The 23,788-nt window shown below is 73.1% G+C and carries 23 protein-coding genes and 1 pseudogene; 11 read left to right on the top strand and 13 right to left on the bottom strand.

Translation table 11 applies throughout. The annotated features are described in order from the left end of the window. Positions 1-83 precede the first annotated feature (83 nt). The 7 genes from ACQP10_RS11475 to ACQP10_RS11445 form a co-directional block, all read right to left on the bottom strand. Positions 84-833 (bottom strand): SIMPL domain-containing protein, encoded by a 750-nt coding sequence (locus ACQP10_RS11475; RefSeq protein WP_346020433.1) that lies wholly within the window; start codon positions 831-833, stop codon positions 84-86. A 165-nt stretch (positions 834-998) separates the two neighbouring features. Beyond that, on the bottom strand, positions 999-2,225 hold the full coding sequence (locus ACQP10_RS11470; RefSeq protein ID WP_433541331.1) for a cytochrome P450: 1,227 nt from the start codon (positions 2,223-2,225) through the stop codon (positions 999-1,001). Then, entirely contained in the window at positions 2,222-2,902 is a 681-nt protein-coding gene (locus ACQP10_RS11465) for a TetR/AcrR family transcriptional regulator (RefSeq protein ID WP_433541330.1), read from the bottom strand. Before ACQP10_RS11465 ends, ACQP10_RS11470 begins: the two co-directional genes overlap by 4 nt. Before the next feature lie 181 nt (positions 2,903-3,083). Beyond that, positions 3,084-3,656 carry a PspA-associated protein PspAB gene (gene pspAB / locus ACQP10_RS11460; RefSeq protein ID WP_433541329.1) on the bottom strand — a complete coding sequence of 191 codons (573 nt, stop codon included), beginning with the start codon at positions 3,654-3,656 and terminating at the stop codon, positions 3,084-3,086. A gap of 4 nt (positions 3,657-3,660) precedes the next feature. Beyond that, positions 3,661-4,572, bottom strand: coding sequence for a zinc metalloprotease HtpX (gene htpX, locus ACQP10_RS11455; protein WP_433541328.1), 912 nt, complete (start codon positions 4,570-4,572; stop codon positions 3,661-3,663). Between the two features lie 9 nt (positions 4,573-4,581). After that, the gene (gene pspAA, locus ACQP10_RS11450) at positions 4,582-4,860 is read right to left on the bottom strand and encodes a PspA-associated protein PspAA (RefSeq protein ID WP_179818567.1); all 279 of its coding nucleotides are present in this window, start codon (positions 4,858-4,860) and stop codon (positions 4,582-4,584) included. Continuing rightward, a complete protein-coding gene (locus tag ACQP10_RS11445) occupies positions 4,857-5,714 on the bottom strand; it encodes a PspA/IM30 family protein (protein WP_281395018.1) in 858 nt (285 codons plus the stop codon). The genes pspAA and ACQP10_RS11445 overlap by 4 nt, the downstream gene beginning before the upstream one ends. 148 nt (positions 5,715-5,862) lie before the next feature. Between ACQP10_RS11445 and ACQP10_RS11440 the strand changes: the two genes are divergently transcribed. The 3 genes from ACQP10_RS11440 (at position 5,863) to ACQP10_RS11430 (ending at position 9,048) form a co-directional block, all read left to right on the top strand. Then, on the top strand, positions 5,863-6,474 hold the full coding sequence (locus ACQP10_RS11440) for a DUF3043 domain-containing protein (RefSeq protein WP_179818569.1): 612 nt from the start codon (positions 5,863-5,865) through the stop codon (positions 6,472-6,474). A gap of 167 nt (positions 6,475-6,641) precedes the next feature. Continuing rightward, a complete protein-coding gene (locus ACQP10_RS11435) occupies positions 6,642-7,745 on the top strand; it encodes a transposase (RefSeq protein ID WP_433541327.1) in 1,104 nt (367 codons plus the stop codon). Then, on the top strand, positions 7,639-9,048 hold the full coding sequence (locus ACQP10_RS11430) for an FAD-dependent oxidoreductase (RefSeq protein WP_346020438.1): 1,410 nt from the start codon (positions 7,639-7,641) through the stop codon (positions 9,046-9,048). Before ACQP10_RS11435 ends, ACQP10_RS11430 begins: the two co-directional genes overlap by 107 nt. A gap of 15 nt (positions 9,049-9,063) precedes the next feature. Here ACQP10_RS11430 and ACQP10_RS11425 read toward each other — a convergent pair. Then, positions 9,064-9,201: pseudogene (locus ACQP10_RS11425) on the bottom strand (IS5/IS1182 family transposase); the annotation flags it as partial. A 419-nt stretch (positions 9,202-9,620) separates the two neighbouring features. Next, complete coding sequence (locus ACQP10_RS11420; RefSeq protein ID WP_346020439.1) at positions 9,621-10,919, bottom strand: SMI1/KNR4 family protein; 1,299 nt, start codon at positions 10,917-10,919, stop codon at positions 9,621-9,623. Positions 10,920-10,974: 55 nt separating this feature from the next. Here ACQP10_RS11420 and ACQP10_RS11415 point away from each other — a divergent pair, with 55 nt between their 5' ends. After that, positions 10,975-11,973 carry an aldo/keto reductase family protein gene (locus tag ACQP10_RS11415; protein ID WP_179818571.1) on the top strand — a complete coding sequence of 333 codons (999 nt, stop codon included), beginning with the start codon at positions 10,975-10,977 and terminating at the stop codon, positions 11,971-11,973. A gap of 227 nt (positions 11,974-12,200) precedes the next feature. Here the strand turns inward: ACQP10_RS11415 and ACQP10_RS11410 are convergent, their stop codons facing one another. Beyond that, entirely contained in the window at positions 12,201-12,407 is a 207-nt protein-coding gene (locus tag ACQP10_RS11410) for a hypothetical protein (protein ID WP_179818572.1), read from the bottom strand. A 111-nt stretch (positions 12,408-12,518) separates the two neighbouring features. Here ACQP10_RS11410 and ACQP10_RS11405 point away from each other — a divergent pair, with 111 nt between their 5' ends. Together ACQP10_RS11405 and ACQP10_RS11400 are read left to right on the top strand one after the other, a co-directional pair. Then, on the top strand, positions 12,519-13,820 hold the full coding sequence (locus ACQP10_RS11405) for a bifunctional adenosylcobinamide kinase/adenosylcobinamide-phosphate guanylyltransferase (protein ID WP_433541326.1): 1,302 nt from the start codon (positions 12,519-12,521) through the stop codon (positions 13,818-13,820). A gap of 48 nt (positions 13,821-13,868) precedes the next feature. Then, positions 13,869-14,690: an adenosylcobinamide-GDP ribazoletransferase gene (locus tag ACQP10_RS11400; protein ID WP_399499628.1), complete on the top strand. Its 822-nt coding sequence runs from the start codon at positions 13,869-13,871 to the stop codon at positions 14,688-14,690. Positions 14,691-14,697: 7 nt separating this feature from the next. On the opposite strand, the gene ACQP10_RS11395 is transcribed toward ACQP10_RS11400, so the two are convergent. From ACQP10_RS11395 to ACQP10_RS11385, 3 genes are all read right to left on the bottom strand, one after another. Beyond that, complete coding sequence (locus tag ACQP10_RS11395) at positions 14,698-15,621, bottom strand: lysostaphin resistance A-like protein (protein ID WP_433541325.1); 924 nt, start codon at positions 15,619-15,621, stop codon at positions 14,698-14,700. Positions 15,622-15,684: 63 nt separating this feature from the next. Continuing rightward, on the bottom strand, positions 15,685-16,752 hold the full coding sequence (locus ACQP10_RS11390; RefSeq protein ID WP_346020443.1) for a hypothetical protein: 1,068 nt from the start codon (positions 16,750-16,752) through the stop codon (positions 15,685-15,687). A gap of 79 nt (positions 16,753-16,831) precedes the next feature. Next, positions 16,832-17,179 carry a GntR family transcriptional regulator gene (locus ACQP10_RS11385; RefSeq protein WP_346020444.1) on the bottom strand — a complete coding sequence of 116 codons (348 nt, stop codon included), beginning with the start codon at positions 17,177-17,179 and terminating at the stop codon, positions 16,832-16,834. A gap of 128 nt (positions 17,180-17,307) precedes the next feature. Here ACQP10_RS11385 and ACQP10_RS11380 point away from each other — a divergent pair, with 128 nt between their 5' ends. The 5 genes from ACQP10_RS11380 (at position 17,308) to ACQP10_RS11360 (ending at position 23,787) form a co-directional block, all read left to right on the top strand. Next, the gene (locus tag ACQP10_RS11380) at positions 17,308-18,795 is read left to right on the top strand and encodes a leucyl aminopeptidase (protein WP_346020445.1); all 1,488 of its coding nucleotides are present in this window, start codon (positions 17,308-17,310) and stop codon (positions 18,793-18,795) included. Between the two features lie 216 nt (positions 18,796-19,011). After that, complete coding sequence (gene lpdA / locus ACQP10_RS11375) at positions 19,012-20,391, top strand: dihydrolipoyl dehydrogenase (RefSeq protein ID WP_346020446.1); 1,380 nt, start codon at positions 19,012-19,014, stop codon at positions 20,389-20,391. Positions 20,392-20,430: 39 nt separating this feature from the next. Next, a complete protein-coding gene (gene sucB / locus ACQP10_RS11370; RefSeq protein WP_433541324.1) occupies positions 20,431-21,882 on the top strand; it encodes a 2-oxoglutarate dehydrogenase, E2 component, dihydrolipoamide succinyltransferase in 1,452 nt (483 codons plus the stop codon). A gap of 237 nt (positions 21,883-22,119) precedes the next feature. Further along, a complete protein-coding gene (locus ACQP10_RS11365) occupies positions 22,120-23,013 on the top strand; it encodes a TIGR01777 family oxidoreductase (protein WP_346020448.1) in 894 nt (297 codons plus the stop codon). Positions 23,014-23,049: 36 nt separating this feature from the next. After that, on the top strand, positions 23,050-23,787 hold the full coding sequence (locus ACQP10_RS11360; protein WP_346020449.1) for a peptidase E: 738 nt from the start codon (positions 23,050-23,052) through the stop codon (positions 23,785-23,787). Position 23,788: the final 1 nt, after the last annotated feature.

Raw genomic sequence — 23,788 nt, 5'->3', positions numbered from 1 at the left:
CCGGGAGCCGCCGGGGACGGCGCCCGGCACGGCCACCGCGAAGGTCCCCGGCCGCCGCTTCCCGGGCGGCCGGGGACGGGCGGCTACACCATCATCGAGTAGACCACCTGGACGTGCACCGAGACGTTCTGCTGGCCCGGGCTGATCGAGCTGCGGTCGGCCATCCCGGCGGCGGCGAACATGATGGGCCGCGGCGGCGTGACGTCCTGCTCCCTGATCGTCAGGACGTCGCCGAGCGTGCCGCCGGCCAGCCTCGCGTACTGCTGGGCGCGGGCCTTGGCGTCGGCGAACGCCCGGTCCCGGGCGGCCCGCAGCGCGGCGTTGTTGTCGGAGAGCTCGAAGGAGACGCCGTTCAGCCGGGCCTCGGGCCCGACGGAGACGACCGTGTCCACCGCCTTGTCGGCGTTGTCCAGGTCGCGCACCACGACCTCGACGCCCTGCGCCGCCCGGTATCCGGCGATCTTCGGGTAGTCGTCGTACACCGGGGCGAGGGAGAGCTCGGTGGTCCGCAGGTCCTTGGGGGCGATGCCCGCGTCGAGCAGCGCCCGGGTCAGCCTGGCGGCGGCCTGGCGGGCCTGGGAGAAGGCCTGTCCCGGCGTGTCGGTGCGCACCTCGACGCCGGCGTTGAGCCGCATGATGTCAGGGGTGACGAGCAGCTCGCCCTCCCCCATGACCGTGACCTTCGGCGGGTAGTCGTCCGCCGCCGCCCGCGCCGCTCCGACGGCGGGGCCGACGCCGGGATCGGTGACGGCCAGGGCCGTGCCGCACATGCCCGCCGTGGCGATCGCGGCCGCCGCCGCGGCGGCGGCCAGGGCGTGAAATACCTTGATCATGGGGTCATGGCACCACGGGGCGGCGGGCCCGCCGGGGAGCCGCCCGCGCGCCCTGTCATGTCTTGAGGAGCAGATTACGGCGTGTTCCCGCCGGCGCGGCGGCCTGGCCCGCATCGCCGCGCGTGGCAGGCACCGCACTCCGGAGATTTCGGGCCGGTGACGTCTTCACCAGGTCACGGGGAGTTCGTACACCCCGTACACCTGACCGTCGTGCTTGAAGGGGATCTTCTCGAACTCGGTGGCCAGGGCGAGGGTGGGGATGCGCTTGTAGAGGGTGTCATAGGCGACCTGCAGCTCCATTCGGGCCAGGGGCTGGCCGAGGCACTGGTGGACGCCGAAGCCGAAGGCCACGTGCCGGTGGGCGTCGCGGCGCACGTCCAGCTCGTCCGGGGCGGGGAAGACCTCGGGGTCGCGGTTGCCGATGTCGTTGGCCACGATGATGCCCTCGCCCGCGCGGATGATCTGGCCGCCGACGTCGATGTCCTCCTTCGCCACCCGGCGGCGTCCGCCGTGGGTGATGTTCAGGTAACGCAGCAGCTCCTCCACCGCGCCCGCGATAAGCGAGGGGTCGTCGCTCCCACGCAGCAGGGCGAGCTGCTCGGGGTGGCGGAGCAGCGCGAGAGTACCGAGCGCGATCATGTTGGCGGTGGTCTCGTGGCCGGCCACGAGCAGCAGCACGCCCATCTGGGCCGCCTCCTGCCGGGTCAGCTCGCCCGCCGTGACCCTGGCGGCCACCTGGGACAGCAGATCGTCGCCGGGATGGACGAGCTTGTCGCCGACGAGCCCGTCCAGGTACTGCCTCAGACGCCCGCCCGCGGCCGCCCTCTCCTCGAACGACACGTCCCGCTTGACGACGATCCTGCTGTTGTCCTGGAAGAAACCATGGTCGGCGTACGGGACGCCGAGCAGCTCGCAGATCACCAGCGACGGCACCGGCAGCGCGAACGACTCCACCAGATCCACCGGCTTCGGGCCGGCCAGCAGGTCGTCGATGAGGCCGTCAACGATGCGCTGCACGGCCGGACGCATGGTCTTGACCCGTTTGACGGTGAAAGCCCCTTGCACCATGCGGCGCAACCGGTGGTGTTCGGGGTCGTCCATGAGGATGAAGCTGATCGAGCCGTCGGGGCGCCTCGGGGTTTGGAGCGGCAGCGGGTAGCCGGGCCTGGTGATGTCGGAGCTGACCTGCGGATGGCTCAGCACCGCCTTCTGCTCGGCGTACCCGGTGACCAGCCACGCGGTGCCGCCGTCGCGCAGTCGTACCCGGGTCAGCGGCGCCTCCCGCTGGAGCGCCTGCAGGGCCGGCGGCGGGTCGAACGGGCACGCCGCCGCCCTGACTCCGGGGAACTCGGGCAGGGTGCCGGGTGTGTCCTGGTCAGGGATGGCCGTCATGACGGTGTTCCTTCCGTTCGATGGGGCCGGCCCGCCGGGGCGGTGGTGGCGGGGGCCGTCCAGATCGCCGTGACCACGTCGATCAGCCCGGTCGCGGCGTCGTGCCAGCTCGGCCGTACGGTGGGACGGCCTTCGGCGAGGGCGCGCTCCCGCTCAGCGCACATGTGCACGATGAGCCGGCTGGCCATGTCGGCACGTTCGGCGCGCACCTCGGGGGTCAGCCGGGGCAGGCAGCGCCGCAGGCCGTCCACGACGCGTTGCAGGGTCGGCGAGGTCAGCGCCTCCTCGCTCATGATCTGGCGCAGGGCGGGATCGGTCATCACCTGGGCGGCGAAGCGGGCGTACCAGGTGGGGGCGCCGAGACCGGCCAGGTACTCCGTGAGCGAGCGGACCAGGCAGCCGACCCAGTCGCGCACGTCGGCGGAGCCCTCGATCTCGGCCAGCATGCGGCGGCGCAGCAGTTCGACGTCGTCGGTGCGTTTACGCACGATGGCGCGGACCAGGTCGGCCTTGGTGCCGAAGTGGTAACCGACGGCGGCGTTGTTGCCCTGACCGGCGGCCAGGCTGATCTGGCGGTTGGAGACGGCCGACACGCCCTGCTCGGCGAACAGCCGCTCGGCGGCGGTCATGATCTGCTCACGGGTGGCGTTGAGCCGCTCGGCCCGGACCGCGCTCATTGACTTCCGACGTGACGCACCGGCGCTCCCCTTTGTCATGTCCAGGTAATCAACGCGGGTCGTCGTAAGTCAAGCGATTGCTTTAACGGACTCCGCGGGCCGCGCCCGGTCCTGGCGAGCGGGCCACGCCACTCACGTCCACCGCCTTCCGCCGGCTCCGGACCTGATTCGAGGAACAGCCCTAAAGGCCCGGGGCGCCCCAGAGGGGGAACCAGCGGTCGAGGTCGGGCTCGACGGGCAGCTCGTCCCCCAGCGCGGCGCGCACCTGGAGTTCCAGTGCGCCGTCGCGGTGCTGCCCCGACAGGGGGGCGAACGGGTAGAAGGTGCCGCGCTTGTACAGGTAGACCAGCGCCAGGCCACGGCCGGTCGGGGCGGAGAAGCAGACCAGCGAGCACAGCAGGGACGGGCCGAACCCCGCCGACTCCAGCGAGGAGTTGACCGCGTGCAGGTCGGTGACCAGCTCGCCGAGCCGGTCGGGCGAATGGCGCACGAACAGCCAGGTGTAGCCGTAGGGGTCCTGCGTCTCCTCGACCGCCGGGCCGTTCCCGGCGGCGAGCAGGTCCACGACCTCCTCCTGCAGCCGGTTGAACGCCTCACCCTCAGCGGAGCGGAAGCAGACCGACCCGTGTCCGGTCGGCGCCAGCCCGGTCGCCGCCTGCAACGTCACCGCCGCCGACGGCAGCGCGAACAGCGCGTCCAGGTCCGGCTGCTCCGGCTCGGTACGGCCCAGCATCGCGTCCCACCACCGCTTCACCGCGTCACACCCCCCGGCCAAGGTCGGCGGAGATCCTGGCGAGCTGCTCCAGCCGCCGCTCCAGCGGCGGGTGGGTGGCCAGCAGCGCGGCCATGGTCGTGCGCCCCGACACCGCGGGGGCGAAGAAGAAGGCGTTGAACGGCTCGGCCTCGCGCAGGTCGCGGGTCGGGATGCGGGCCATGTCCCCGCTGATCTTGGTGAGCGCGCTCGCCAGCGTCGAGGGGCGGCCGGTCAGCAGCGCGCCGGCCCGGTCGGCCGCCAGCTCGCGGTAGCGCGACAGGGCGCGGATCAGCAGGAAGCTGACCGCGTACACCACGACCGACACCAGCAGGATGATCAGCCCGACCGGCGGGCCGCCCCGGTCGTCACGGGCCCGCCCGCCCAGGCCGCTGTAGAGGGCCACCCGGGTCATCAGTCCGGCGACCACCCCGAGGAAGGAGGCGATCGTCATGACGGCGACGTCCCGGTGGGCCACGTGGGACATCTCGTGGGCGAGGACGCCCTCCAGCTCCGGCTCGTCCAGCCGGCGCATCAGGCCGGTCGTCACGCAGACCACCGAGGTGCGCTGGTTACGGCCGGTGGCGAACGCGTTCGGGACGTCCGAATCGGCGATCGCCACCCGCGGCTTCGGCATGTCGGCCAGCGCGCACAGGCGGTCGACCAGGGCGTGCAGGGCGGGGGCCTCGCGCGGTTCGACCACCCGCCCGTGCATGGCGAACAGGGCGATGCGGTCGGAGGCGAAGAACTGCACCAGCAGGATGCCGCCCGCGATGAGCAGCACCACGACCGCCCGGACGCCCAGGGAGATCAGCACGCTCACGAACACGACGTACAGCAGCCCGAGCAGGAACATGGTCAGGACCATGCGCCTGGTCAGACCCCGATCTTTGACAAATCGATCGCGAGCTGCCGTCATATGGACAAACTAGCCGGGAATCAGCCCCTCATCCCCGAGCATCTCCCGTACTTCGTCCATGGAAGCGTCGGCCGGAGGCAAAATCAGCTCGGAGGACTCCAGACTGTCGTCCGGCAGCGGCCTGCCCACGTGGCGGATCTTGTCGAGCAGGTCGTGCAGGCAGCCCCGGAAGGCTCCCTCGTCACCGGACTCGATCGCGGCCTCCAGCCGGCCGTCGAGCGCGTTGAGGACGTCGAGGTCCTCCGGGGCGATCTGGACCTGCCCCTCACCCATGATGCGGACGATCACCGGCCCTCCCCCGGCTGGCCGTACTCCTGGGTCGGCTGCGCGTGCGGCTGCGGCTGCTGGGGCGCCTGCTGGTACTGCTGCGGCGCCTGCTGGTAGGAGGGGGCGTGGCCCTGCTGCGCCGGACCGGACTCGATCGCGCCCTGGGGCGCCGGGCCCTGTCCCAGCTCGGCCTTCATCCGGGCGAGCTCCAGCTCCACGTCGCGGCCGCCGCCCATGCGGTCGAGCTCGGCCTGGATGTCGTCGCCGCGCTGGCCGCTGAAGTCGTCGAGCGCGCCGCTGGCGAGCAGCTCGTCGATCGCGCCCGCGCGGGCCTGCATCGAGGCGGTCTTGTCCTCGGCCCGCTGGATCGCCAGGCCGACGTCGCCCATCTCCTCGGAGATGCCGGAGAACGCCTCGTTGATCCGCGTCTGCGCCTCGGCGGCGGTGTAGGTGGCCTTGATGGTCTCCTTGCGGGTGCGGAAGGAGTCGACCTTGGCCTGGAGGCGGTGGGAGGCCGTGGTGAGCTTCTCCTCCTCGCCCTGGAGGTTGTCGTGCTGGACCCGCAGGTCGGCGATCTGCGTCTGGAGGGCCCCGCGGCGGGTCAGCGCCTCGCGCGCCAGGTCCTCGCGGCCCACGCTGAGCGCCTTGCGGCCCTGGTCCTCAAGCTTGCGGGACTGGGCCTCCAGCTGGTTGATCTGCAGCTCCACCCGCTTACGCGAGGTCGCGACGTCGGCGACCCCCCTGCGCACCTTCTGCAACAACTCCAACTGCCGCTGGTAGGAGTAGTCGAGGGTCTCGCGTGGATCCTCCATCTTGTCCAAGGCGTTGTTCGCCTTGGACCTGAAGATCATGGAAAGTCTCTTCATCACGCTCATGCGCGTCGGCCGTCCCCTTCTTCAAATGCGCTTCGGGCCACCCGGGTGATCTCCGGCCCCCTGGGAGAACAACCGGAATCCACCTAGGTTCACCCTACGCATAACGTACGGGGGCGTCACTAAGTTGCAGTCCCGGTAGGCTGGCGATGTGTTCCGACGTACCCAGACCACCGCGGACGACTCCCCCGCCTCCGCTCCCGATCCTAAACCTGCGGGCAAGGGGCGTCCCACACCCAAGCGCCGCGACGCCGAGGGCCGCCGCCGCCAGCCGGTGACCGCCCCCAAGGACCGCAAAGAGGCCTACCGCCAGCTCCGCGAACGCCAGGCCAAGGAGCGCGTCAGGGCCCGCGAGGGCATGATGCGCGGCGAGGAGCGTTACCTCCCGGCCCGCGACCAGGGCCCGGTCCGCAAGTTCGCCCGCGACTGGGTCGACTCCCGTCGCCTCGTCAGCCAGTACTTCCTGCCGTTCATGGTGGTGGTCCTGCTGATCACCTGGATCCCCTTCCCCGACCAGGACTTCCGCACCGCCGTCAACATCGCCGTCGTCACGATCGGCTGGCCGGTCATGATGGTCGGCGTGGTGCTGGCCTCGGTCTGGGTGGCCTGGCGGGTCAAGAAGCTCGCGGCGGAGAAGTTCCCCGGCGAGAACGTCCGGGGCGTCGGCTTCTACGCCGCCATGCGGGGGCTGCAGATCCGCAAGCTGCGCTTCCCGCCGCCCACCCTCCTGCCCGGCGGCAGGCCCGTCCCGCCGAAGAAGTAACGGCCCGAAGACAGCGGACGGACGGCGGCCCTCGAAGGCCGGTGCCCGTGGCCCCGTCCTCCTTTCCGGGACACCGGTGGCGAAGTAGATCAAAAGCAGCGGCCCCGTGATCACATCCGTGATCACGGGGCCGCTTTCGTTGTTCCTGCTCGCGGATGGAGTCGTGGGTGTCGCTGCGTTCGACCGGTGCAGACCAGATCCCGGCCGCCACTCTGGCGGTGGCCCGGGCGGCTTTCCCGAAAGGGAGCCTGGCGATTCGTATACGGGATGCGTTGGGCGTCCTATTCGAGGACGCGGACTTCGCTGCAGCCTTCTCCACCCGCGGTCGCCCGGTACCGTCCCCTGCCCGTCTGGCGTTGGTGTCGATCCTGCAGTTCGGAGAGGGATTGTCCGATCGGCAGGCGGCCGAGGCCGTGCGAGCGCGGATCGACTGGAAGTACGCGCTCGGGCTGGAGCTGACCGACGCCGGCTTCGACCACTCGGTGCTCAGCGAGTTCCGCGATCGCCTGATCACGGGATCGCTTGAACAGAGCCTGCTCGACATGATTCTGGAGCGCGCCGTCACCGCCGGATTGCTACGAGCCGGCGGCCGGCAGCGCACCGACTCCACTCACGTGCTCATGGCCATGCGCACGATGAACCGGCTGGAGCAAGTGCATGAAACAGCACGAGCCGCTCTCAGTGCACTGGCCGCGGCAGCGCCGGACTGGCTACTGACCCAGGCCGAACCCGGACGGTTTGACCGGTACGAGGTGCGAATCGAGGACTTTCGGCTGCCCAAGAACAAGGCCGAGCGCATCCAGCTCGGCCACGAGATCGGAGCTGATGGGCACGGCGTGCTGCGCGCGGTCTACTCGGAGACCGCACCTGCATGGCTGCGCGACATCCCCGCAGTGCAGAACTTACGCCACGTGTGGATCCAGCAGTACGTGACCATCAACGATCACCTGCGCTGGCGGACTCCTGATGAGCAGCCGCCGGACACGATCCGCCAAATCTCCGATCCTCGACCCGCGTGCGGTCCGGTCCGCTGGCAGACCGGGCCACTGTCGCTGCCTCTGGGCAAGCCCGCGCCGGTGACCTCGCGGTGCGGCGCGAAGACGGCTCGCCAACTGAGCAACGGGCGATACAGGGGCCGGCGACCGGCGGCCTACCGTGCTGAGCATGGAGCGGACCGACAGTGCGGTTGTGATCGGCGCGAGCATCGGCGGGCTGCTGGCCGCCCGCGCGCTCAGCGAAACCCATGCCGAGGTCACCGTGGTGGACCGTGACCTGCTGCCCGAGGAGGCGGCGAGCCGTCGCGGCGTGCCGCAGGGCCGGCAGCTCCACGTCCTGCTGGCCCGCGGCAGGGAGGCGTTCGACGAGCTGTTCCCCGGCCTGACGGAGGAGCTGGCCGCCATGGGCGCGCCCCTGATCGACCTTCAGGAGCAGGTCCACTGGTACAACGACGGCTACCGGATGCGCCGGGTGCCCTCCCCCCTGGTGGCGTTCGGAATCAGCAGGCCGCTCCTCGAACACGTGGTGCGGGCCCGGGTGGCGGCGCTGCCCGGCGTGAACCTGGTCGCCGGGTGCGAGGTGACCGGCCTCGTCGCGGCGCCCGGCTCCGGACGGGTCACGGGCGTGCGAGTGCGGCCCCGCGCCGGGGACACGGCGTCGGCCGCGGAGTCGGTCATCCACGCCGACCTGGTCGTGGACGCCGGAGGGCGCGGCTCCCGAAGCCCGGTCTGGCTGCAGGAGCTGGGCTACGCGCCCGCCGCGCAGGAGCAGGTGCGCGTCGGCATCACCTATGTGACCCGCACCTACCGGCGGGAGCCGCACCATCTCGGCGGTCTGCTGGGCGCCTTCACCAACGCCACCCCGGAGCTGCCGCGCGCGGGGATCGTGGCCGCGCAGGAGAACGGCACGTTCGCCGTCGTCCTGTCCGGCATGCTGGGTGAGGAGCCGCCCACCGACGACGAGGGCATGGCGCGGTACGCCGCGACGCTCACCGCGCCGCAGATCGCCGAGGTCGTGCGGTCGGCGGTGCCGCTGAGCGCGCCGGTGCGGATGCGCTACCCGGCCAGCGTGCGGCGGCGCTACGAGCGGCTGCGGCGCTTCCCCGACGGCTACCTCGTGATGGCCGACGCCCTGTGCAGCTTCAACCCCGTCTACGGGCAGGGGATGACGGTCGCCGCGCTTGAGGCGCTGCTGCTGCGCCGCCTGCTCACCCGCGGGGCCGACGGCCTGGCGCGGCGGTTCTTCCGCGGCGCGGCCAGGATCATCGACGCCCCCTGGTCGATCTCGGTGGGGACCGACCTGCGGTTCCCGGGGGTCGAGGGGCGGCGCACGGCGACGGTCCGCTTCGTCAACGCCTACGTCAACCGGGTGCACGCCGCCGCGACCACCGACCCCGTGGTGGGGGCGGCGTTCCTGCGCGTCCTCAACCTGATCGACGCGCCCGCCAGGCTCCTGGCCCCCGCCGTCGCGCTGCGCATCCTGTGGGGACTGCTGAGCCGCCCGGCGCCGGCCGCACCGAGGCCCGAAGCCGATCTCGCGGCCGGCGTGGGCACCGGCGGGCGCGGAGCCCCTTCCTAGGTTCTGTTTTGCGGATCATCTGAGCCAGAGCGGTAGGCAGGCGATGGTCACGGCTGATCGGTAGTGGGCGGCGAGCTTGTCGTAGCGGGTCGCGATGCCCTTGAAGTGCTTGAGCCGGTTGAAGCAGCGTTCGACGACGTTGCGCCGCTTGTAGCGGATCGGGTCGAAGGCATGGCGGCGGTGTCCGCGGGCGAGGACCTCTACGAACACTGGCACGGCCCCTGGTACCTCTGGAGTGAGTCCGAATAGGGAGCCTCTCATCCGAACGGCGATCGCCCTGATCATCTAGCTCCCGCACCTCATCCCTATCCTCGCAGGCGCGTTGATGCTCTCAGCGGCGAAGCCGGCCAGGTACACATGACGTGTGACAGGGCCCCGTGTTCACAGTGATCACGGGGCCGCTTCAATCTCATCTACTTCGCCAACGGTGTCCCTTTCCGGAGGGCGGGGCCGACGCGTTCCTGCCCGGTGCCCGCGCCGTACCCGTGCTCCGGGCGGGTCCGGTACGGCGCCGCCGCGACGGACGGGTCCGCTACGGCGCCGCCGCGCCGTAGCGCCGCTCGACCGCCGCCTCAGCTGTCCTGCACGTCCCAGCGGAGTTCGCCGTCGGCTGCCAGGGGCTTCCAGTACCCGACGGTCCCGCCTGTCTCCAGGGCGTCGGCCGTGGCCTTCAGCAGCGCGTAGTAGGAGCGGACCGGGACGCCTCCGGGCTCGAAGCCCAGGCTCCCCTCGTGGTCGTGCTCCCCGATGTCGCGGAGCAGCGAGTCGGCCACCAGGTGGTCTCCGCTGCCGTCGGCGCCGAACGGGATCATCCGCCCGTCCCACCACTCCGACCGCGGGTCCGACGGATCCGCGGTGTCGTCGGTGTCGTCGATCCCGCACAGCATGCGCCAGGTGTCGCGGATCCCGCGCACGCTCATGAGCCCGTTGTCCAGCGGCCCGAACGGCCAGGCCCGCCCCGCCGCGACCGTGCCGTCGTGCCGCAGCAGGGAGGCCCGCAGGTCGTTGGGGAAGCGCAGGCCCATCTGCGCCTCGGCGACCGCGATGGTCCGGGCCCGGCCGGGTCCGGCGAGGGTCTCGTAGGTCTTCGGCGCGTTTTTCCGCAGCCACCGCTCGATCCGCGTCCACTGCCGGTTCACCGCCCGGGTGACCCGGGGCGGCACGGCGCGCACGCGGGGCCGGGCGGTCCCGGGGCGGCAGTCGGCGTCGGGGACGCCGGAGTCCCCGTACGGCTCGGCCGGATCATTCGGGGAGCCGGTCTCCGGGGGGTACGGGGGGTACGGGACGCCCGTCGCCTCGGCGCGGGCCGCCGGGTCGTCTTCCGACCCGCCCGGGTTCTCGAAGGAGTCCAGGGACGACTCCTCCAGGGTCGTGCAGGTGACGACGCCGCCCCAGCCGGGCTCGCAGTCCGGCACGTCCTGGGCACGGTCCTTCTCCGCGTGAACCGCCCTGGCCCCGGCTCCCCCCGAGAAGACCCCGCTCTCCAGGGCCTGCGCTCCGGCGGCCAGCAGGACCAGCGCCGCGGCCACGGCGCCCCAGCGGGTCAGGCGGCGCCGGGCCGGGCCGTCGAGGGGACGTCGCGGCGGCCGTTCCGCGGTCAGGAAGCGGGGCAGGCGGGTCCTGGAGTCGTATCGCCTCAGGTCGTCGGCGGTGGGGACGCCGAGGATCGGGACGGGCGGCCACCGCCCCTCGGACTTCGGCCCGGGTCCCGGCGCGGGCGGGGAGACGGGCGCGGGGGCGGAGACCGGTCGCGGACCTGCGGCGGGAGCGACCGGACGGCCCCGCAGACGCATGATCACCACGACGATCACCGCCGCGGCGGCGGCCGCGAGGCCGAGCCGTACCCATCGAGAAGTGATCAAGCGCAGCACGCCGGGCAGAGTATCCCGAATCGGTCGGTCGGATGGCACCTACTAGGGTCGGCGTATGGAATTTCGGCATCTCGGCCGCAGCGGTCTCATGGTCAGCGAGATCAGCTACGGCAACTGGATCACCCATGGTTCCCAGGTCGAGGAGGACGCCGCCAAGGCGTGCGTCCAGGCGGCGCTCGACGAGGGGATCACCACTTTCGACACCGCCGACGTCTACGCCGGCACCAAGGCGGAGGAGGTTCTGGGCCGCGCCCTGAAGGGCGTCCGCCGCGAGTCCCTGGAGATCTTCACCAAGGTCTTCTGGCCCACCGGTCCCGGCCCGAACGACCGTGGTCTGTCCCGCAAGCACATCACCGAGTCCATCCACGGCTCGCTGCGCCGCCTGCAGACCGACTACGTGGACCTGTACCAGGCCCACCGTTTCGACAACGAGACGCCGCTCGAGGAGACCCTCAAGACCTTCGACGACCTCGTACGGCAGGGCAAGGTCCTCTACGTCGGCGTCAGCGAGTGGACCGCCGAGCAGATCGGCCGGGCCCTGAAGATCGCCGACGAGATGGGCTTCGACCGCCTGGTCTCCAACCAGCCGCAGTACTCGATGCTGTGGCGGGTCATCGAGTCCGAGGTCGTCCCCCTCTGCGAGAAGGAGGGCCTCAGCCAGGTCGTCTGGTCGCCGATCGCGCAGGGCGTGCTCACCGGCAAGTATCTGCCGGGTCAGCCGCCGCCGGCCGGCTCCCGGGCCACCGACGCGAGCGGCGGCAACTTCATCTCCCGCATGCTGACCGACGACGTGCTCACCCGCGTCCAGGAGCTGAAGCCGATCGCCGCCGACCTGGGACTGAGCATGGCCCAGCTCGCGGTGGCGTGGGTGCTGCAGAACCAGAACGTGGCCTCCGCCATCATCGGCGCGACCAAGCCCGAGCAGGTGCGTGACAACGTCAAGGCGTCGGGTGTGAAGCTGGACGCCGAGGTGCTCAAGAAGATCGACGGCATCCTCGACCCGATCGTCGAGCGGGACCCGGCCAAGACCGTCAGCCCCGCGAAGCGCCCGTAGTCACCGCGGTCACCGCGGTCGCCGCGCACACCGCGGGACCATGGGCCGTGGCGGCCCGGCGCGGCCGCCACGGCCACCGGCCCGGGGGCCGGGGGCCGGGGGCCGGGGGCCGGGGGCCGGGGGCCGGGGGCCGGGGGCCCTCGCCGGATTTCCGCTCGGCGGCTTCGGTTCACCGCCGAAAACCCGGGACGCACGCCCCGGCCTCGTCGACCCCGGACTGCCGCGTCTCAGGCCGGGCGCAGCGACATCCTCGCGTACTCCACCCGGTCGCCCTCCAGGAGGCTGACGCTCTCGACGCCCGCCTCCAGCAGCTCGCGCCACGTCTCGCCGAGCCACGACTCCGCGTCCGCCTGACTGGTGAACGCCTCGGACGGCACGGCCTCCACGGTCACCGGATCGCCGTTCGCGTCCTCGTAACGCCAGTACCACGCCATGTCCCGCGCTCCTTCCGCCGATGCCGCCGGCGCCCTCCGACCGCTCAGCGAACCCTACCTCGCCGGTCGTCCCCGGGCATGATCGCGGGGCCGCGCCCGTACGCTGGGGCGGTGAAAGTCCTGATCTCCGGTACGGCGCGCGGCGGAGGGTGGCCCGTCCCGGGCTGCGGGTGCGCCTCGTGCGCCCGCCTCTCCCCCGGCCACCGCCGCCCCACCGAGGTCGTCGTCACCGAGGCGTCCGTCCCCCTGACCGGCTCCGCCGCGGGCGTCCCCTCCCACGCCCCGGCTCCCGGACCCGCCTCCGGAACGGCTCCCGGGCCCGCCCTCGGAGCCGCCGGCGCCGTACGGCTCCCGCTCGCGGCCGGCGACCCGCCTCCGCCGGGGCACCGGGTCTCGGCCACCGCCGACGGCCTCGTCCTCGTCACTCCCGGCGGAGGCCGGATCCTCGACACGACGGCCTCGCCCGTCTCGCCGCCGTCGTCCCCGTCGTCCCTCTCGCCCTCCGCGCCTGTCTCCGGCCCCTCGGCGGCCCCGGACGGCGGGCGCGGGGACGCCTGCGACCTGGTGCTGATGGACGTGCTGGACCGGCCGGAACGGCTCGGGGACATGCGGCGGCGGGGGGTGGTGGACGAGCGGACGCGCGTGGTGGCCGTGGACGTGGACCACCGGGTGCCGACGGAGGCCGAGCTCGCCCGGCGGGCCGCGTTGTGGGGGGTGCTGGCCGTACCGGACGGGACGGTCCTCGACCTCGCCGGGCCCGCGCCCGCCCGCGCTCCGCGGCCGCCGCGGACCCTGCTGCTGGGCGGGGCGCGGTCGGGCAAGTCGGCCGAGGCCGAGCTGCGGCTGGCGGCCGAACCCGAGGTCCTCTACGTGGCGACCGGGCCGTCCGGCGACGGCGACGCCGAGTGGGCCCGCCGCGTGCGGGCCCACCGCGACCGCCGGCCGGCCCACTGGGGCACGGCCGAGACGATCGACCTCGCCGGCCTGCTGCGGACCCCGGGGCCGCCCCTGCTCGTCGACGGGCTCGGCACCTGGGTGGCCGCGGTCTTCGACGAGAACGGCGCCTGGCCGGGCGAACCGGAGAACCCGGACCGCACGGACGACGAGAGCGGCCCGGACGGCGCGCGGGACGAGGACCAGGACAAGGACCACACGGACGGCGTGGGCGGCGTGGGCGGCGTGGGCGGCCTGGGGGCGGTCTCCGCCCGGTGCGACGAGCTGGTCGCCGCCTGGCGGGAGACCCGCCGCCGGGTGGTGGCCGTCTCCGACGAGACCGGCCTGGGCGTGGTGCCCGCCACGGCCGGCGGCCGGATGTTCCGCGACGTCCTCGGCCGGCTGAACCAGCGGCTGGCCCTGGAGTCGGAGGAGGTGGCCCTCGTGGTGGCCGGCCGCCTCCTCCCCCTGCCCGTCTGACCCCGCGGTCGCCGGACGGCGGGTGACGGGCGGCTACGATCGGCGGTCATGTCCGCAGGCCCCTCCTCGCCCCGCCCGTCCACGTTCGCGGACGGGCTCCGCCTGGCGGTCGGCACGCTGAGCGTCCTGCCGGTCCGGTCGCCGGTGGTGGTCGACCGCCGGGCCGCCGGGGTCGCGATGACGGCCGCGCCGTTCGTGGGCGCGCTGCTCGGGGCGATCGGCGCCGCCGTGCTCGCGGCGGCGCTGTGGGCGGGGGTCTCGCCGCTCCCGGCGTCGGTGCTGGCCGTGGGCTCCCTGGCGCTGCTGACCCGGGGCCTGCACCTGGACGGCCTGGCCGATCTGGCCGACGGCCTGGGCAGCGGCAGGCCCACGGACCGCGCGCTGGAGATCATGAAGCGGTCCGACATAGGCCCGTTCGGCGTCGTGACGCTGGTCCTCACGCTGCTGCTCCAGGTCGCGGCGCTGGAGGAGGCGGTCTCGGCGGGGCTGGGGCCGGTCTCACTGGTGACGGCCTGCGCGGCGGGGCGGCTGGCGCTCACCTGGGCCTGTCTGCCGTCCGTCCCGCCGGCCCGCCCGGACGGGCTCGGCGCGACGGTCGCGGGCACCGTACGGCGCGGCGCCGCGCTGGCGGTGACCGCGCCGGTGCTCGCCGGGGTGACGGCCCTGGCGTACGGCGTGGCGTGGCGGGGGCCGTACGCCGTGCCGTGGGGGTGGTTCGCGCCGGCCGTGCTCGCCGGGCTCCTCGCCGCCTGGGCGCTGCGGCGCAGGGCCGTGCGGCGGCTGGGCGGGGTCACCGGTGACGTGCTCGGCGCGCTCGTGGAGGTCGCGGCGACCGCCGCGCTGCTGGTGTGCGCGGCGGTCGCGGGCTGACCGTCGTTCAGACGGCGACCGGGGCGGGCGCGGTGACCGGGCGGAGCCGGAACAGCGCGGCGGTCAGCACGGCGATCAGTGCCGAGCCGACCAGGCCGGTGATCCCGGCGACGACCAGGTTGGGCGGCGCGGCGGCGTCGCCGACCAGCACGACGAGACCGGCCGAGGCGTTCAGCGCCCCGTGGCCGACGACCGCGGGCCAGACGCTGCCGGAGCGCAGGCGGAGCCAGCCGAGCAGGGAGCCGAAGGCCACGCAGAAGATGACGAACATGGGCGCGGCCCACGCGCCGAGCTCGGGATAGTTGTAGCCGCGCAGGGTGAGCGGGGCGTGCCAGGCGCCCCAGATCACCCCGGAGGCCAGCAGCGCCCGCCAGGTGCCCAGCGGCATGAGCCTGGGCAGGAGCCAGCCGCGCCAGCCCCACTCCTCGCCGAAGGCCGCGATCGAGTTGATCAGCGGGGCGATCAGGAAGATCGTGACGCCCTGGATGAGGGCCATGATCGTGGGGTCGGGCTGTGCGGCCTGCTCCTGGCCCGCGCGGAGGAGGCCCTGGCGGAACAGGCTGAGACCGTCCAGGTCGACGGAGAGCAGCCCGAGGGCGGCGCTCAGCGCGATCGCCACGATGGTGAGGACGGGAACGCCGAGCCAGGCCGTCGCGACCAGCCCGAGGGTGCGGCCCCGGCGATCGCCGAGGGTCAGCCCGGTGCGGCGGGCCCACTCGCGCGGGGAGGTCCCGGGTTCCCCGCGGCGCCTGCCGTACAGCCACACGGCCAGGACCCCGAAGGTGGGGGTGAACATCAGCACGATGCCGACCACCGTGAACAGCGGGGAGCCTATGGGGGCGTCGGCCAGCCAGACGGGCAGCGCGGCCAGCCAGGACAGGGCGAACGTGACGAGCAGGAACAGCGGGAGGTCGGCGGATCTGCGTGGCATGACGTCGCCTTTCGTGACTTCGGGGGCTGGGGGGCTGGGGGGGGATCGGGCCGTCCGAGTGGGTCACACGGCGGCCTCCTCGGTGGCGTAGGCGTTCAGCAGGGCCGCGGCGCGCTCGGCGTCGTCGACGGAGACGACGAGCTCCCCACCGCCGGCCCGCCGGACGACCAGGCACTCGCCGCCGCGCACCATGACGGCGAGCCTCCCGGTGCCGGGCAGGCCCCGCAGGCCCCAGCCGCCGACCTCGGCGGGGCTGCGCCGCTCCGCGGCGGCCCACGCGATCTTCCCGGTGGGGACCCGGAACGCGGGCCAGGAGAGCGGGCCGAAGCCGACGCGCAGCCCGTCCGGGCCGACGCGGACGCGGACATCGCTTATCAGGGACACGATCACCGCCAGGGGCAGCAGCGGCAGTATGGCGACCCAGGCGGTCTCCCCGACCGGCGCCCCCAGGACGAGGAACGCGCCGGAGACCACACCGGCCAGCAGCATCGCGGCCGACAGCCACAGCAGCCAGCGGTTGGTGGCGCGGCCGGCCCAGACCGCCCGCTGCCCCGGCCGCAGCCGCATGGCCGGCGCGTCCCCGGGCTCGATCGGCCGGTCGGGCTCGCCCCGGCCGAGGTAGCCGGCGAGCGCGCCGGTCACGGCGGCCGTGCCGAGCACGGCGGGGACCGCCCAGCCGGGCATCGCGGCCTGCCGCCAGTCGGCGACGTCGAGGTTGGCGAGGAGGATGGAGCCCGAGACGCCCAGGGCGAACACCGACCCGCCGACCAGGAAGCCCCACCAGCCCGCCCGTCCGCCCCGGCGGTTCAGCACCTCGCCGTGGGCGGCCGAGACGAGCAGGAACGCCCAGGCGACGCCCCAGAGGACCAGGCTCGGCGCGAGGCCCGCGCCGAAGGACATCGCGCTGTCGGGACCGGCCGATTTCCAGTGCGTGGCGAGGGGGTCGGGCAGGCGGTCGCGCAGCGCGAGGGGAGCGGCGATCAGGGCCGCGCAGATGAGCGTGCCCCAGACGGCCGCGACGGTGACGGCGGTCCGGCGGCCCCGGCCGGAGCCGCCGGACCGCCCGGCGGCAGAGCCGGTACGGCCTGCGCCGGCCGGGATGTCGCCCCTGCCGGGGTTTCGGAAGGTCATGGCGTCTCCTCGGTCAGATGGGGGTGGGGTGAGGGCCGGGCGCGGCCCGGCGGGAGGGGCTCCACCACGGGGGGCCGGTTCACGACAGCTCCCGGATGATGTGGATGACCTCTTCGGGGCCGTAGCCGTACCGGTCGGCCTCGGCGAGCAGCTCGCGCGCCGCCTCCTGCAGCGCCGCGCGCGCGTCGGGCCTGCTGAGCACGCTGACGCCGCGCCCGCGGCGAAACTCCAGCAGGCCCTCGTCCCGCAGTTCGCGCAGCGCCCGCAGCACCGTGTTGACGTTGATCCCGAGCGCGCCCGCCAGGTCACGGGCGGGCGGGAGCCGGTCGCCCGGGGCGTAGGAGCCCTCGACGATGGCCCGCCGGATCGACCCGGCCACCTGATCGTGCAGGGGACGGGGATCGTTCAAGTCCAAAGTGAGCAGCATGGTGCTAGTTACAGTAGCACCATGCTCTTGATGGTGCTAATAAAAATGGTTCCATCTGGAGACTCACCGATTCGTAGGACGAACCCGCGTTTACGGGTTGGCCCCAAGCACGACTAGCATCGGGCGACGTGACCACTGTGCGGCTGAACTCAACTGACAACGCTGTCTCGTTTGATACCGATGCCCTGGTCGTCGGCGTCCACAGCAGCCCCGACGGTCCCGTCCCCGCTCCGGGGGCCGAGGGCCTCGACGACGCGCTCGGCGGCCGGCTGGCCGCGACCCTCGACGCCATGGGCGTCAAGGGCAAGGCGGGCGAGATCGCGAAGGTTCCGACCTTCGGCGCGCTGAGCGCTCCCCTCCTGGTCGTCGCCGGTCTCGGCGACGCCCCCGAGGGCGACCACGACCCCGAGGTGCTGCGCCGCGCCGCGGGTGCCGCGACCCGCGCGCTGGCCGGGACCGCCCGGGCCGCGGTCGCCCTGCCCGCCGCCGACGCCGGGCGGACCGGGGCCGTCGCGCTGGGCGCCCTGCTCGGCGCCTACTCCTTCGACAGGTACCGCACCGGCGACGCGCCGACCGCCCCGGTCGGCGAGCTGACCGTGCTGAGCCGCGCCGAGGGCGCCCAGGCCGCGGTCGACCGCGCCGTCACCGTGGCCGAGTCCGTCTCCCTCGTCCGCGACCTGGTCAACACCCCGCCCTCCGACCTGTGGCCGGCCCGCTTCGCCGAGATCGCCCAGGAGACCGGCTCGCAGGCGGGCCTGTCGGTGGAGGTCCTCGACGAGAAGGAGCTCAAGGAGGCCGGGTTCGGCGGCATCGTCGCCGTCGGCCAGGGCTCGGCCAACCCGCCGCGCCTGGTCCGCCTCGCCTACAGCCACCCCGAGGCCACCAAGCGGGTCGCCTTCGTCGGCAAGGGCATCACCTTCGACTCCGGCGGCCTGTCCCTCAAGCCCACCGCCTCGATGGACTGGATGAAGTCCGACATGGGCGGCGCGGGTGCGGTCTTCGGCGCGCTCGTCGCGATCGCCAGGCTCGGCCTGAAGGTCAACGCGGTCGGCTACCTGTGCCTCGCGGAGAACATGCCGAGCGGCACCGCGCAGCGCCCCTCCGACGTCTTCACCAGCTACGCCGGCAAGACCGTCGAGGTCCTCGACACCGACGCCGAGGGCCGCCTGGTCCTGATCGACGGCATCGCCCGCGCCGCCGAGGACGAGCCCGACCTGATCGTGGACGTCGCCACGCTCACCGGCGCCCAGATCGTGGCGCTCGGCTGGCGTACGGCCGGCGTCATGGCCAACGACGACGCGCTGCGCGAGACCGTCGTCGAGGTCGCCGGCGAGCAGGGCGAGGCCGCGTGGGGCATGCCTCTGCCGGAGGAGCTCCGCAAGGGCCTGGACTCCCCCGTCGCCGACATCGCCAACCTGCACCCCGAGCGCTTCGGCGGGATGCTGACCGCGGCCATCTTCCTGCGGGAGTTCGTGCCCGCCGGAGTGAGCTGGGCGCACATCGACATGGCCGGTCCCGCCTTCAACAAGGGCGAGCCGCACGGTTACACCCCCAAGGGCGGCACCGGGGCGATCACCCGGACCCTCGTGGGCATCGCCGAGCGCTACGCGGGCTGACCGGCACACCGCCCCGGACGGTGCCCCGAGCGGGCGGCGCGCGGGGCGGACAAATGAAAAGATGCGGTCGCCGGGGCCCGGCCGACGGGCCGGGTCCCGGCGCGAGCGGCGGTCCGCACCCCGCGGGGCGGACGCGTGCGGCGCACCCGCGCCGTTCGCGGGGCGGGCCGGGCACGACCGTGAAGACGGTATTTCGATCCGACAAGGAGCTTTCCTGTGGCTGATGGCAGCGGCCCCTACGACATCGTCGTCCTGGGGGGCGGCAGCGGGGGGTATGCCTGCGCTCTGCGGGCCGCCGAGCTGGGCAAGAGCGTCGCGCTGATCGAGAAGGACAAGATCGGCGGCACCTGCCTGCACCGGGGGTGCATCCCCACCAAGACCCTCCTGCACTCGGCGGAAGTGGCCGACGAGACCCGGGAGAGCGCGGCGTTCGGCGTCCGGGCCCGTTTCGAGGGCATCGACATGAACGGCGTCCACGCGTTCAAGGACAAGATCGTCAACCGCGCCTGGAAGGGCGTGCAGGGCCTGCTCAAGAGCAAGGGCATCACGATCGTCGAGGGTGAGGGCCGCCTGGTGGGCCCGAACCGCGTGGCCGTCGGCTCGGAGGTCTACGAGGGCCGCAACATCGTGCTGGCCACCGGCTCGGCGCCCCGGACGCTGCCCGGCCTGGAGATCGACGGCGAGCGGGTCATCACCAGCGAGCACGCCCTCAAGCTGGACCGCGTTCCGAGCTCGGTGGTCGTCCTGGGCGGCGGCGTCATCGGCGTGGAGTTCGCCAGCGTCTGGCGTTCCTTCGGCGCCGAGGTGACGATCGTCGAGGCACTGCCGCATCTGCTGCCCCTGGAGGAGGAGTCCAGCTCCAAGCTGCTGGAGCGGGCCTTCCGCCGCCGCGGCATCAAGCAGGAGCTGGGCGTCTTCTTCGAGAGCGTCAAGACGACCGACACCGGCGTGGTCGTCACGCTCGCCGGCGGCAAGACCCTCGACGCCGAGCTGCTGCTCGTCGCCGTCGGCCGCGGCGCCGTCTCCTCCGGCATGGGCTTCGAGGAGGCCGGGATCGCGATCGAGCGCGGCACCGTCGTGGTGAACGAGTACTGCCAGACCAGTGTCCCGGGCGTCTACGCGGTGGGCGACCTGATCCCCACCCTGCAGCTCGCCCACGCCGGTTTCGCCGAGGGCATCCTGGTGGCCGAGCACATCGCCGGGCTGAACCCGGTGCCGATCGACTACGACGGCGTGCCGCGGATCACCTACTCCGACCCCGAGGTCGCCTCGGTCGGCATCACCTCCGCCCAGGCCCGGGAGCGCGGCCACGAGATCGTGGAGTTCACCTACGACCTGGCGGGCAACCCCAAGAGCCAGATCCTGCAGACGCAGGGCGCGGTCAAGGTCATCAGCGAGAAGGACGGCCCGGTGCTCGGCGTGCACATGGTCGGCCGCCGCGTCGGCGAGCTGGTGACCGAGGGTCAGCTGATCTACAACTGGGAGGCCCTGCCCTCCGAGGTCGCGCAGCTGATCCACGCCCATCCCACCCAGTCCGAGGCCGTCGGCGAGGCCATGCTGGCCCTGGCCGGCAAGCCGCTGCACGTCCACAACTAACCACCGGCCCTCACTCGGAAAGCACGAGAGAAGACACCAATGCCGAAGTCCGTACAGATGCCCCAGCTCGGCGAGAGCGTCACCGAGGGCACCGTCACCCGCTGGCTGAAGAAGGAAGGCGAGCGCGTCGAGGCCGACGAGCCGCTCCTCGAAGTCTCGACCGACAAGGTCGACACCGAGATCCCCTCCCCGGCGTCGGGCGTCCTCACCAAGATCGTCGTCGGTGAGGACGAGACCGTCGAGGTCGGCGCCGAACTGGCGATCATCGACGAGGGCGGCACGGCCGCCGCGGCCCCGGCCCAGGAGGCCGCCCCGGCCGCCGAGCCGGAGCCGCAGCCCGAGCCCGAGCCCGAGCCCGAGCCGGCCCAGCCGATCTCGTCGATCCCGCAGCCCGCCCCGCAGGCGCCCGCCCCGGCCCCGCAGCCGCAGGTCCAGGCTCCCGCCCCGGCCCCGGCCCCCGTGCCGCAGGCCCCGGCTCCGCAGCAGGCGCCCGCCCCGCAGCAGCAGGCCCCGCAGGCTCCGGCCGGCGAGAGCCCGTACGTCACGCCGCTGGTGCGCAAGCTCGCCAGCGAGCACAACGTCGACCTGGAGACGCTGAACGGCACCGGCGTCGGCGGCCGCATCCGCAAGCAGGACGTCCTGGAGGCCGCCCGCAACCAGCGTGAGCAGGTCCAGGCTCCCGCCCAGCAGGCCGCCGCCCCGCAGGCGCAGCAGGCCCCGCAGGCCGCCGCCCCGGCTCCCGAGCCGGTCGCGGTGGACACCACGCTGCGCGGCCGTACCGAGAAGATGTCGCGGCTGCGTCAGACCATCGCCAAGCGCATGGTGGAGTCGCTGCAGGTCTCGGCCCAGCTCACCACCGTGGTCGAGGTCGACGTCACCAAGATCGCGCGGCTGCGTGACCAGGCGAAGGCCGAGTTCCAGCGGCGCGAGGGCGTCAAGCTGTCGTTCATGCCGTTCTTCGCCCTCGCCACCATCGAGGCGCTCAAGCAGCACCCGAAGCTGAACGCCACGATCAACAGCGAGACCAACGAGGTCACCTACTTCGACGCCGAGCACCTGGCCTTCGCGACCGACACCGAGCGCGGCCTGATCGTCCCGGTGATCAAGGACGCCGGTGACCTCAACATCGCGGGCCTGGCCCGCAAGATCGCCGACCTGGCCGAGCGCACCCGCACCAACAAGGTGAGCCCGGACGAGCTGACCGGCGGCACGTTCACGCTGACCAACACCGGCAGCCGCGGCGCGCTGTTCGACACGCCGATCCTCAACCAGCCGCAGGTCGGCATGCTGGGCACCGGCGCGGTCGTCAAGCGCCCGGTCGTCGTGGACACCCCCGAGGGCGAGGTCATCGCCGTCCGCTCGATGGTGTACCTCGCGCTCAGCTACGACCACCGCCTGGTCGACGGCGCCGACGCCGCCCGCTTCCTGACGACGATCAAGCGTCGCCTGGAGGAGGGCCGCTTCGAGAACCAGCTGGGCCTGAACGCCTAGTCACTCCGGTTCCCCGTTCCGGGCCGGTCCGCGTCACGCGGGTCGGCCCGGTCCGTTTCTCCCGGGACCCTGGCGGCCCGGGTTCCGGTACGGCCACGCCCGGCTGCCCGGGAATCCCCGGTCGCCACCACGGCGCCGCGTGCCCGCCGTCCCGGTTTCCGGTACGGCCGCGCCCGGGTGAATCCGGCGGCCTCCGCCTTCCGAAGACCGGAGGGGAGGTCGATTACATTGGACGATATGACGATCATCGTGACCGGCTCGTCGGGCCTGCTGGGATCCGCCCTGGTCCGGTCCCTGCGGGCCGACGGCACACGGGTGGTCAGGCTCGTACGGCGGGCGCCGCAGGGCCCGGACGAGGCGTTCTGGGACCCGGCGGAGGGGACTCTCGACCCGGCCGTGCTGGAGGGCGCCCGCGCCGTGGTCCACCTCGCCGGGGCGGGCATCGGCGACCGGCGCTGGAACGAGGAGTACAAGCGCGAGATCGTCCGCAGCCGGGTGGAGGGGACCGCGACCGTCGCCAGGGCCCTGGCGGAGCTGCCGGCCGGGCCGGCGCTGCTGTCTGCCTCGGCGACCGGCTTCTACGGCGACACCGGCGACCGCGAGGTGGATGAGACGTCCCCGGCGGGCTCCGGCTTCCTCGCCCGGGACGTGGTGGTGCCCTGGGAGGCCGCGACCCGGCCCGCCACAGAGGCGGGCGTCCGGGTGGCGCTGCTGCGCACCGGGCTGGTGCTGAGCCGCGACGGTGGCCTGCTGGCCAGGATCCTGCCCCTCTTCCGGGCCGGGACGGGCGCCCCGCTGGGGTCGGGCCGGCAGTACATGTCGTGGATCTCCCTCGACGACTGGGTGGGGGCCGTGCGGTACATTCTGAACGACCCGGAGATGTCGGGGCCGGTCAACCTCACCGCGCCGGAACCGGTGACCAACGAGCGGTTCACCAGGGCGCTCGGGCGGGCCGTGCACCGGCCGACGATGCCGGTGGCCGTACCCGGCTTCATGTTGCGCGCGGTCCTCGGCGAGTTCGCCGAGGAGGGCGTGCTGATCGGCCAGCGGGTGCTGCCGCGGCGGCTGCTGGAGGCTGGGCACTCGTTCCGGCATATCCGTCTCGACGACGCACTCGCCGCCGTACTCTAGGGTCCGTTTCCGCCGAAGTCACCGGGAGATCAACATATGGGCAGGTCCGGGCAGTCGCACATCCTCGCCATCGGGGGCGGCTCCTTCCGCCAGACCGAGCGTCACGGGTTCATCGAGGCGAGCCCGCTGCTGCGCTACGCCCTCGACCTGACCGGGCAGGACCGCCCCCGGCTGGGCCTGCTGGCCACCGCCACGGGTGACGACGCCGACTGGCTGCTGAAGATGTACGGCGCGTTCCGCGACTGGGACGTCGAGGTCAGCCACCTGACCGTGTTCCCGATGCCCAACGTCGCCGACCCGCGCGAGTGGATCCTCAGCCAGGACGTCATCTACGTCAGCGGCGGCAGCGTGGCCAACCTCGCGGCGCTGTGGCGGCTGCACGGCCTGGACGACGCGTTCGCCGAGGCGTGGCGGGCGGGCGTGGTGCTGTCCGGGCAGAGCGCCGGGGCGCTGTGCTGGCACGTGGGCGGCAACACCGACTCCTTCGGCCCCGAGCTCCGGGTGTGGGCCGACGGCCTGGGGCTGCTCCCCTACTCCTGCGGCGTGCACTACGACTCCGACCCGCAGCGCCGCGAACTGCTGCACGGGTCGGTGGCCTCGGGCGAGCTGCCGGGCGGCTACGCCGCCGATGAGGGCGTCGGGCTGCACTACGTCGGCACCGAGTTCATCCAGGCCGTCACCGTCTCCCCGAAGGGCTACGCCTACCGGGTCGAGCACGACGGCGCCGGAGGGGTCAAAGAGCTCCGCATAGAGCCCCGGCTTCTCACCGCATGAG

The organism is Streptosporangium sandarakinum (assembly GCF_050942225.1).
GTDB lineage: Bacteria > Actinomycetota > Actinomycetes > Streptosporangiales > Streptosporangiaceae > Streptosporangium > Streptosporangium nondiastaticum.
This window is presented reverse-complemented; position numbering and strand designations above follow the sequence as displayed.

Excerpts from the sequence above, each read along its gene's own strand:
- ACQP10_RS11475 (WP_346020433.1), bottom strand. The coding sequence starts at position 833 with ATGATCAAGGTATTTCACGCCCTGGCCGCCGCCGCGGCGGCGGCCGCG.
- ACQP10_RS11470 (WP_433541331.1), bottom strand. The coding sequence starts at position 2,225 with ATGACGGCCATCCCTGACCAGGACACACCCGGCACCCTGCCCGAGTTC.
- ACQP10_RS11465 (WP_433541330.1), bottom strand. The coding sequence starts at position 2,902 with ATGAGCGCGGTCCGGGCCGAGCGGCTCAACGCCACCCGTGAGCAGATC.
- htpX (WP_433541328.1), bottom strand. The coding sequence starts at position 4,572 with ATGACGGCAGCTCGCGATCGATTTGTCAAAGATCGGGGTCTGACCAGG.
- ACQP10_RS11445 (WP_281395018.1), bottom strand. The coding sequence starts at position 5,714 with ATGAGCGTGATGAAGAGACTTTCCATGATCTTCAGGTCCAAGGCGAAC.
- ACQP10_RS11430 (WP_346020438.1), top strand. The coding sequence starts at position 7,639 with ATGGAGCGGACCGACAGTGCGGTTGTGATCGGCGCGAGCATCGGCGGG.
- ACQP10_RS11415 (WP_179818571.1), top strand. The coding sequence starts at position 10,975 with ATGGAATTTCGGCATCTCGGCCGCAGCGGTCTCATGGTCAGCGAGATC.
- ACQP10_RS11410 (WP_179818572.1), bottom strand. The coding sequence starts at position 12,407 with ATGGCGTGGTACTGGCGTTACGAGGACGCGAACGGCGATCCGGTGACC.
- ACQP10_RS11400 (WP_399499628.1), top strand. The coding sequence starts at position 13,869 with ATGTCCGCAGGCCCCTCCTCGCCCCGCCCGTCCACGTTCGCGGACGGG.
- ACQP10_RS11395 (WP_433541325.1), bottom strand. The coding sequence starts at position 15,621 with ATGCCACGCAGATCCGCCGACCTCCCGCTGTTCCTGCTCGTCACGTTC.
- ACQP10_RS11390 (WP_346020443.1), bottom strand. The coding sequence starts at position 16,752 with ATGACCTTCCGAAACCCCGGCAGGGGCGACATCCCGGCCGGCGCAGGC.
- ACQP10_RS11385 (WP_346020444.1), bottom strand. The coding sequence starts at position 17,179 with ATGCTGCTCACTTTGGACTTGAACGATCCCCGTCCCCTGCACGATCAG.
- sucB (WP_433541324.1), top strand. The coding sequence starts at position 20,431 with ATGCCGAAGTCCGTACAGATGCCCCAGCTCGGCGAGAGCGTCACCGAG.
- ACQP10_RS11365 (WP_346020448.1), top strand. The coding sequence starts at position 22,120 with ATGACGATCATCGTGACCGGCTCGTCGGGCCTGCTGGGATCCGCCCTG.
- ACQP10_RS11360 (WP_346020449.1), top strand. The coding sequence starts at position 23,050 with ATGGGCAGGTCCGGGCAGTCGCACATCCTCGCCATCGGGGGCGGCTCC.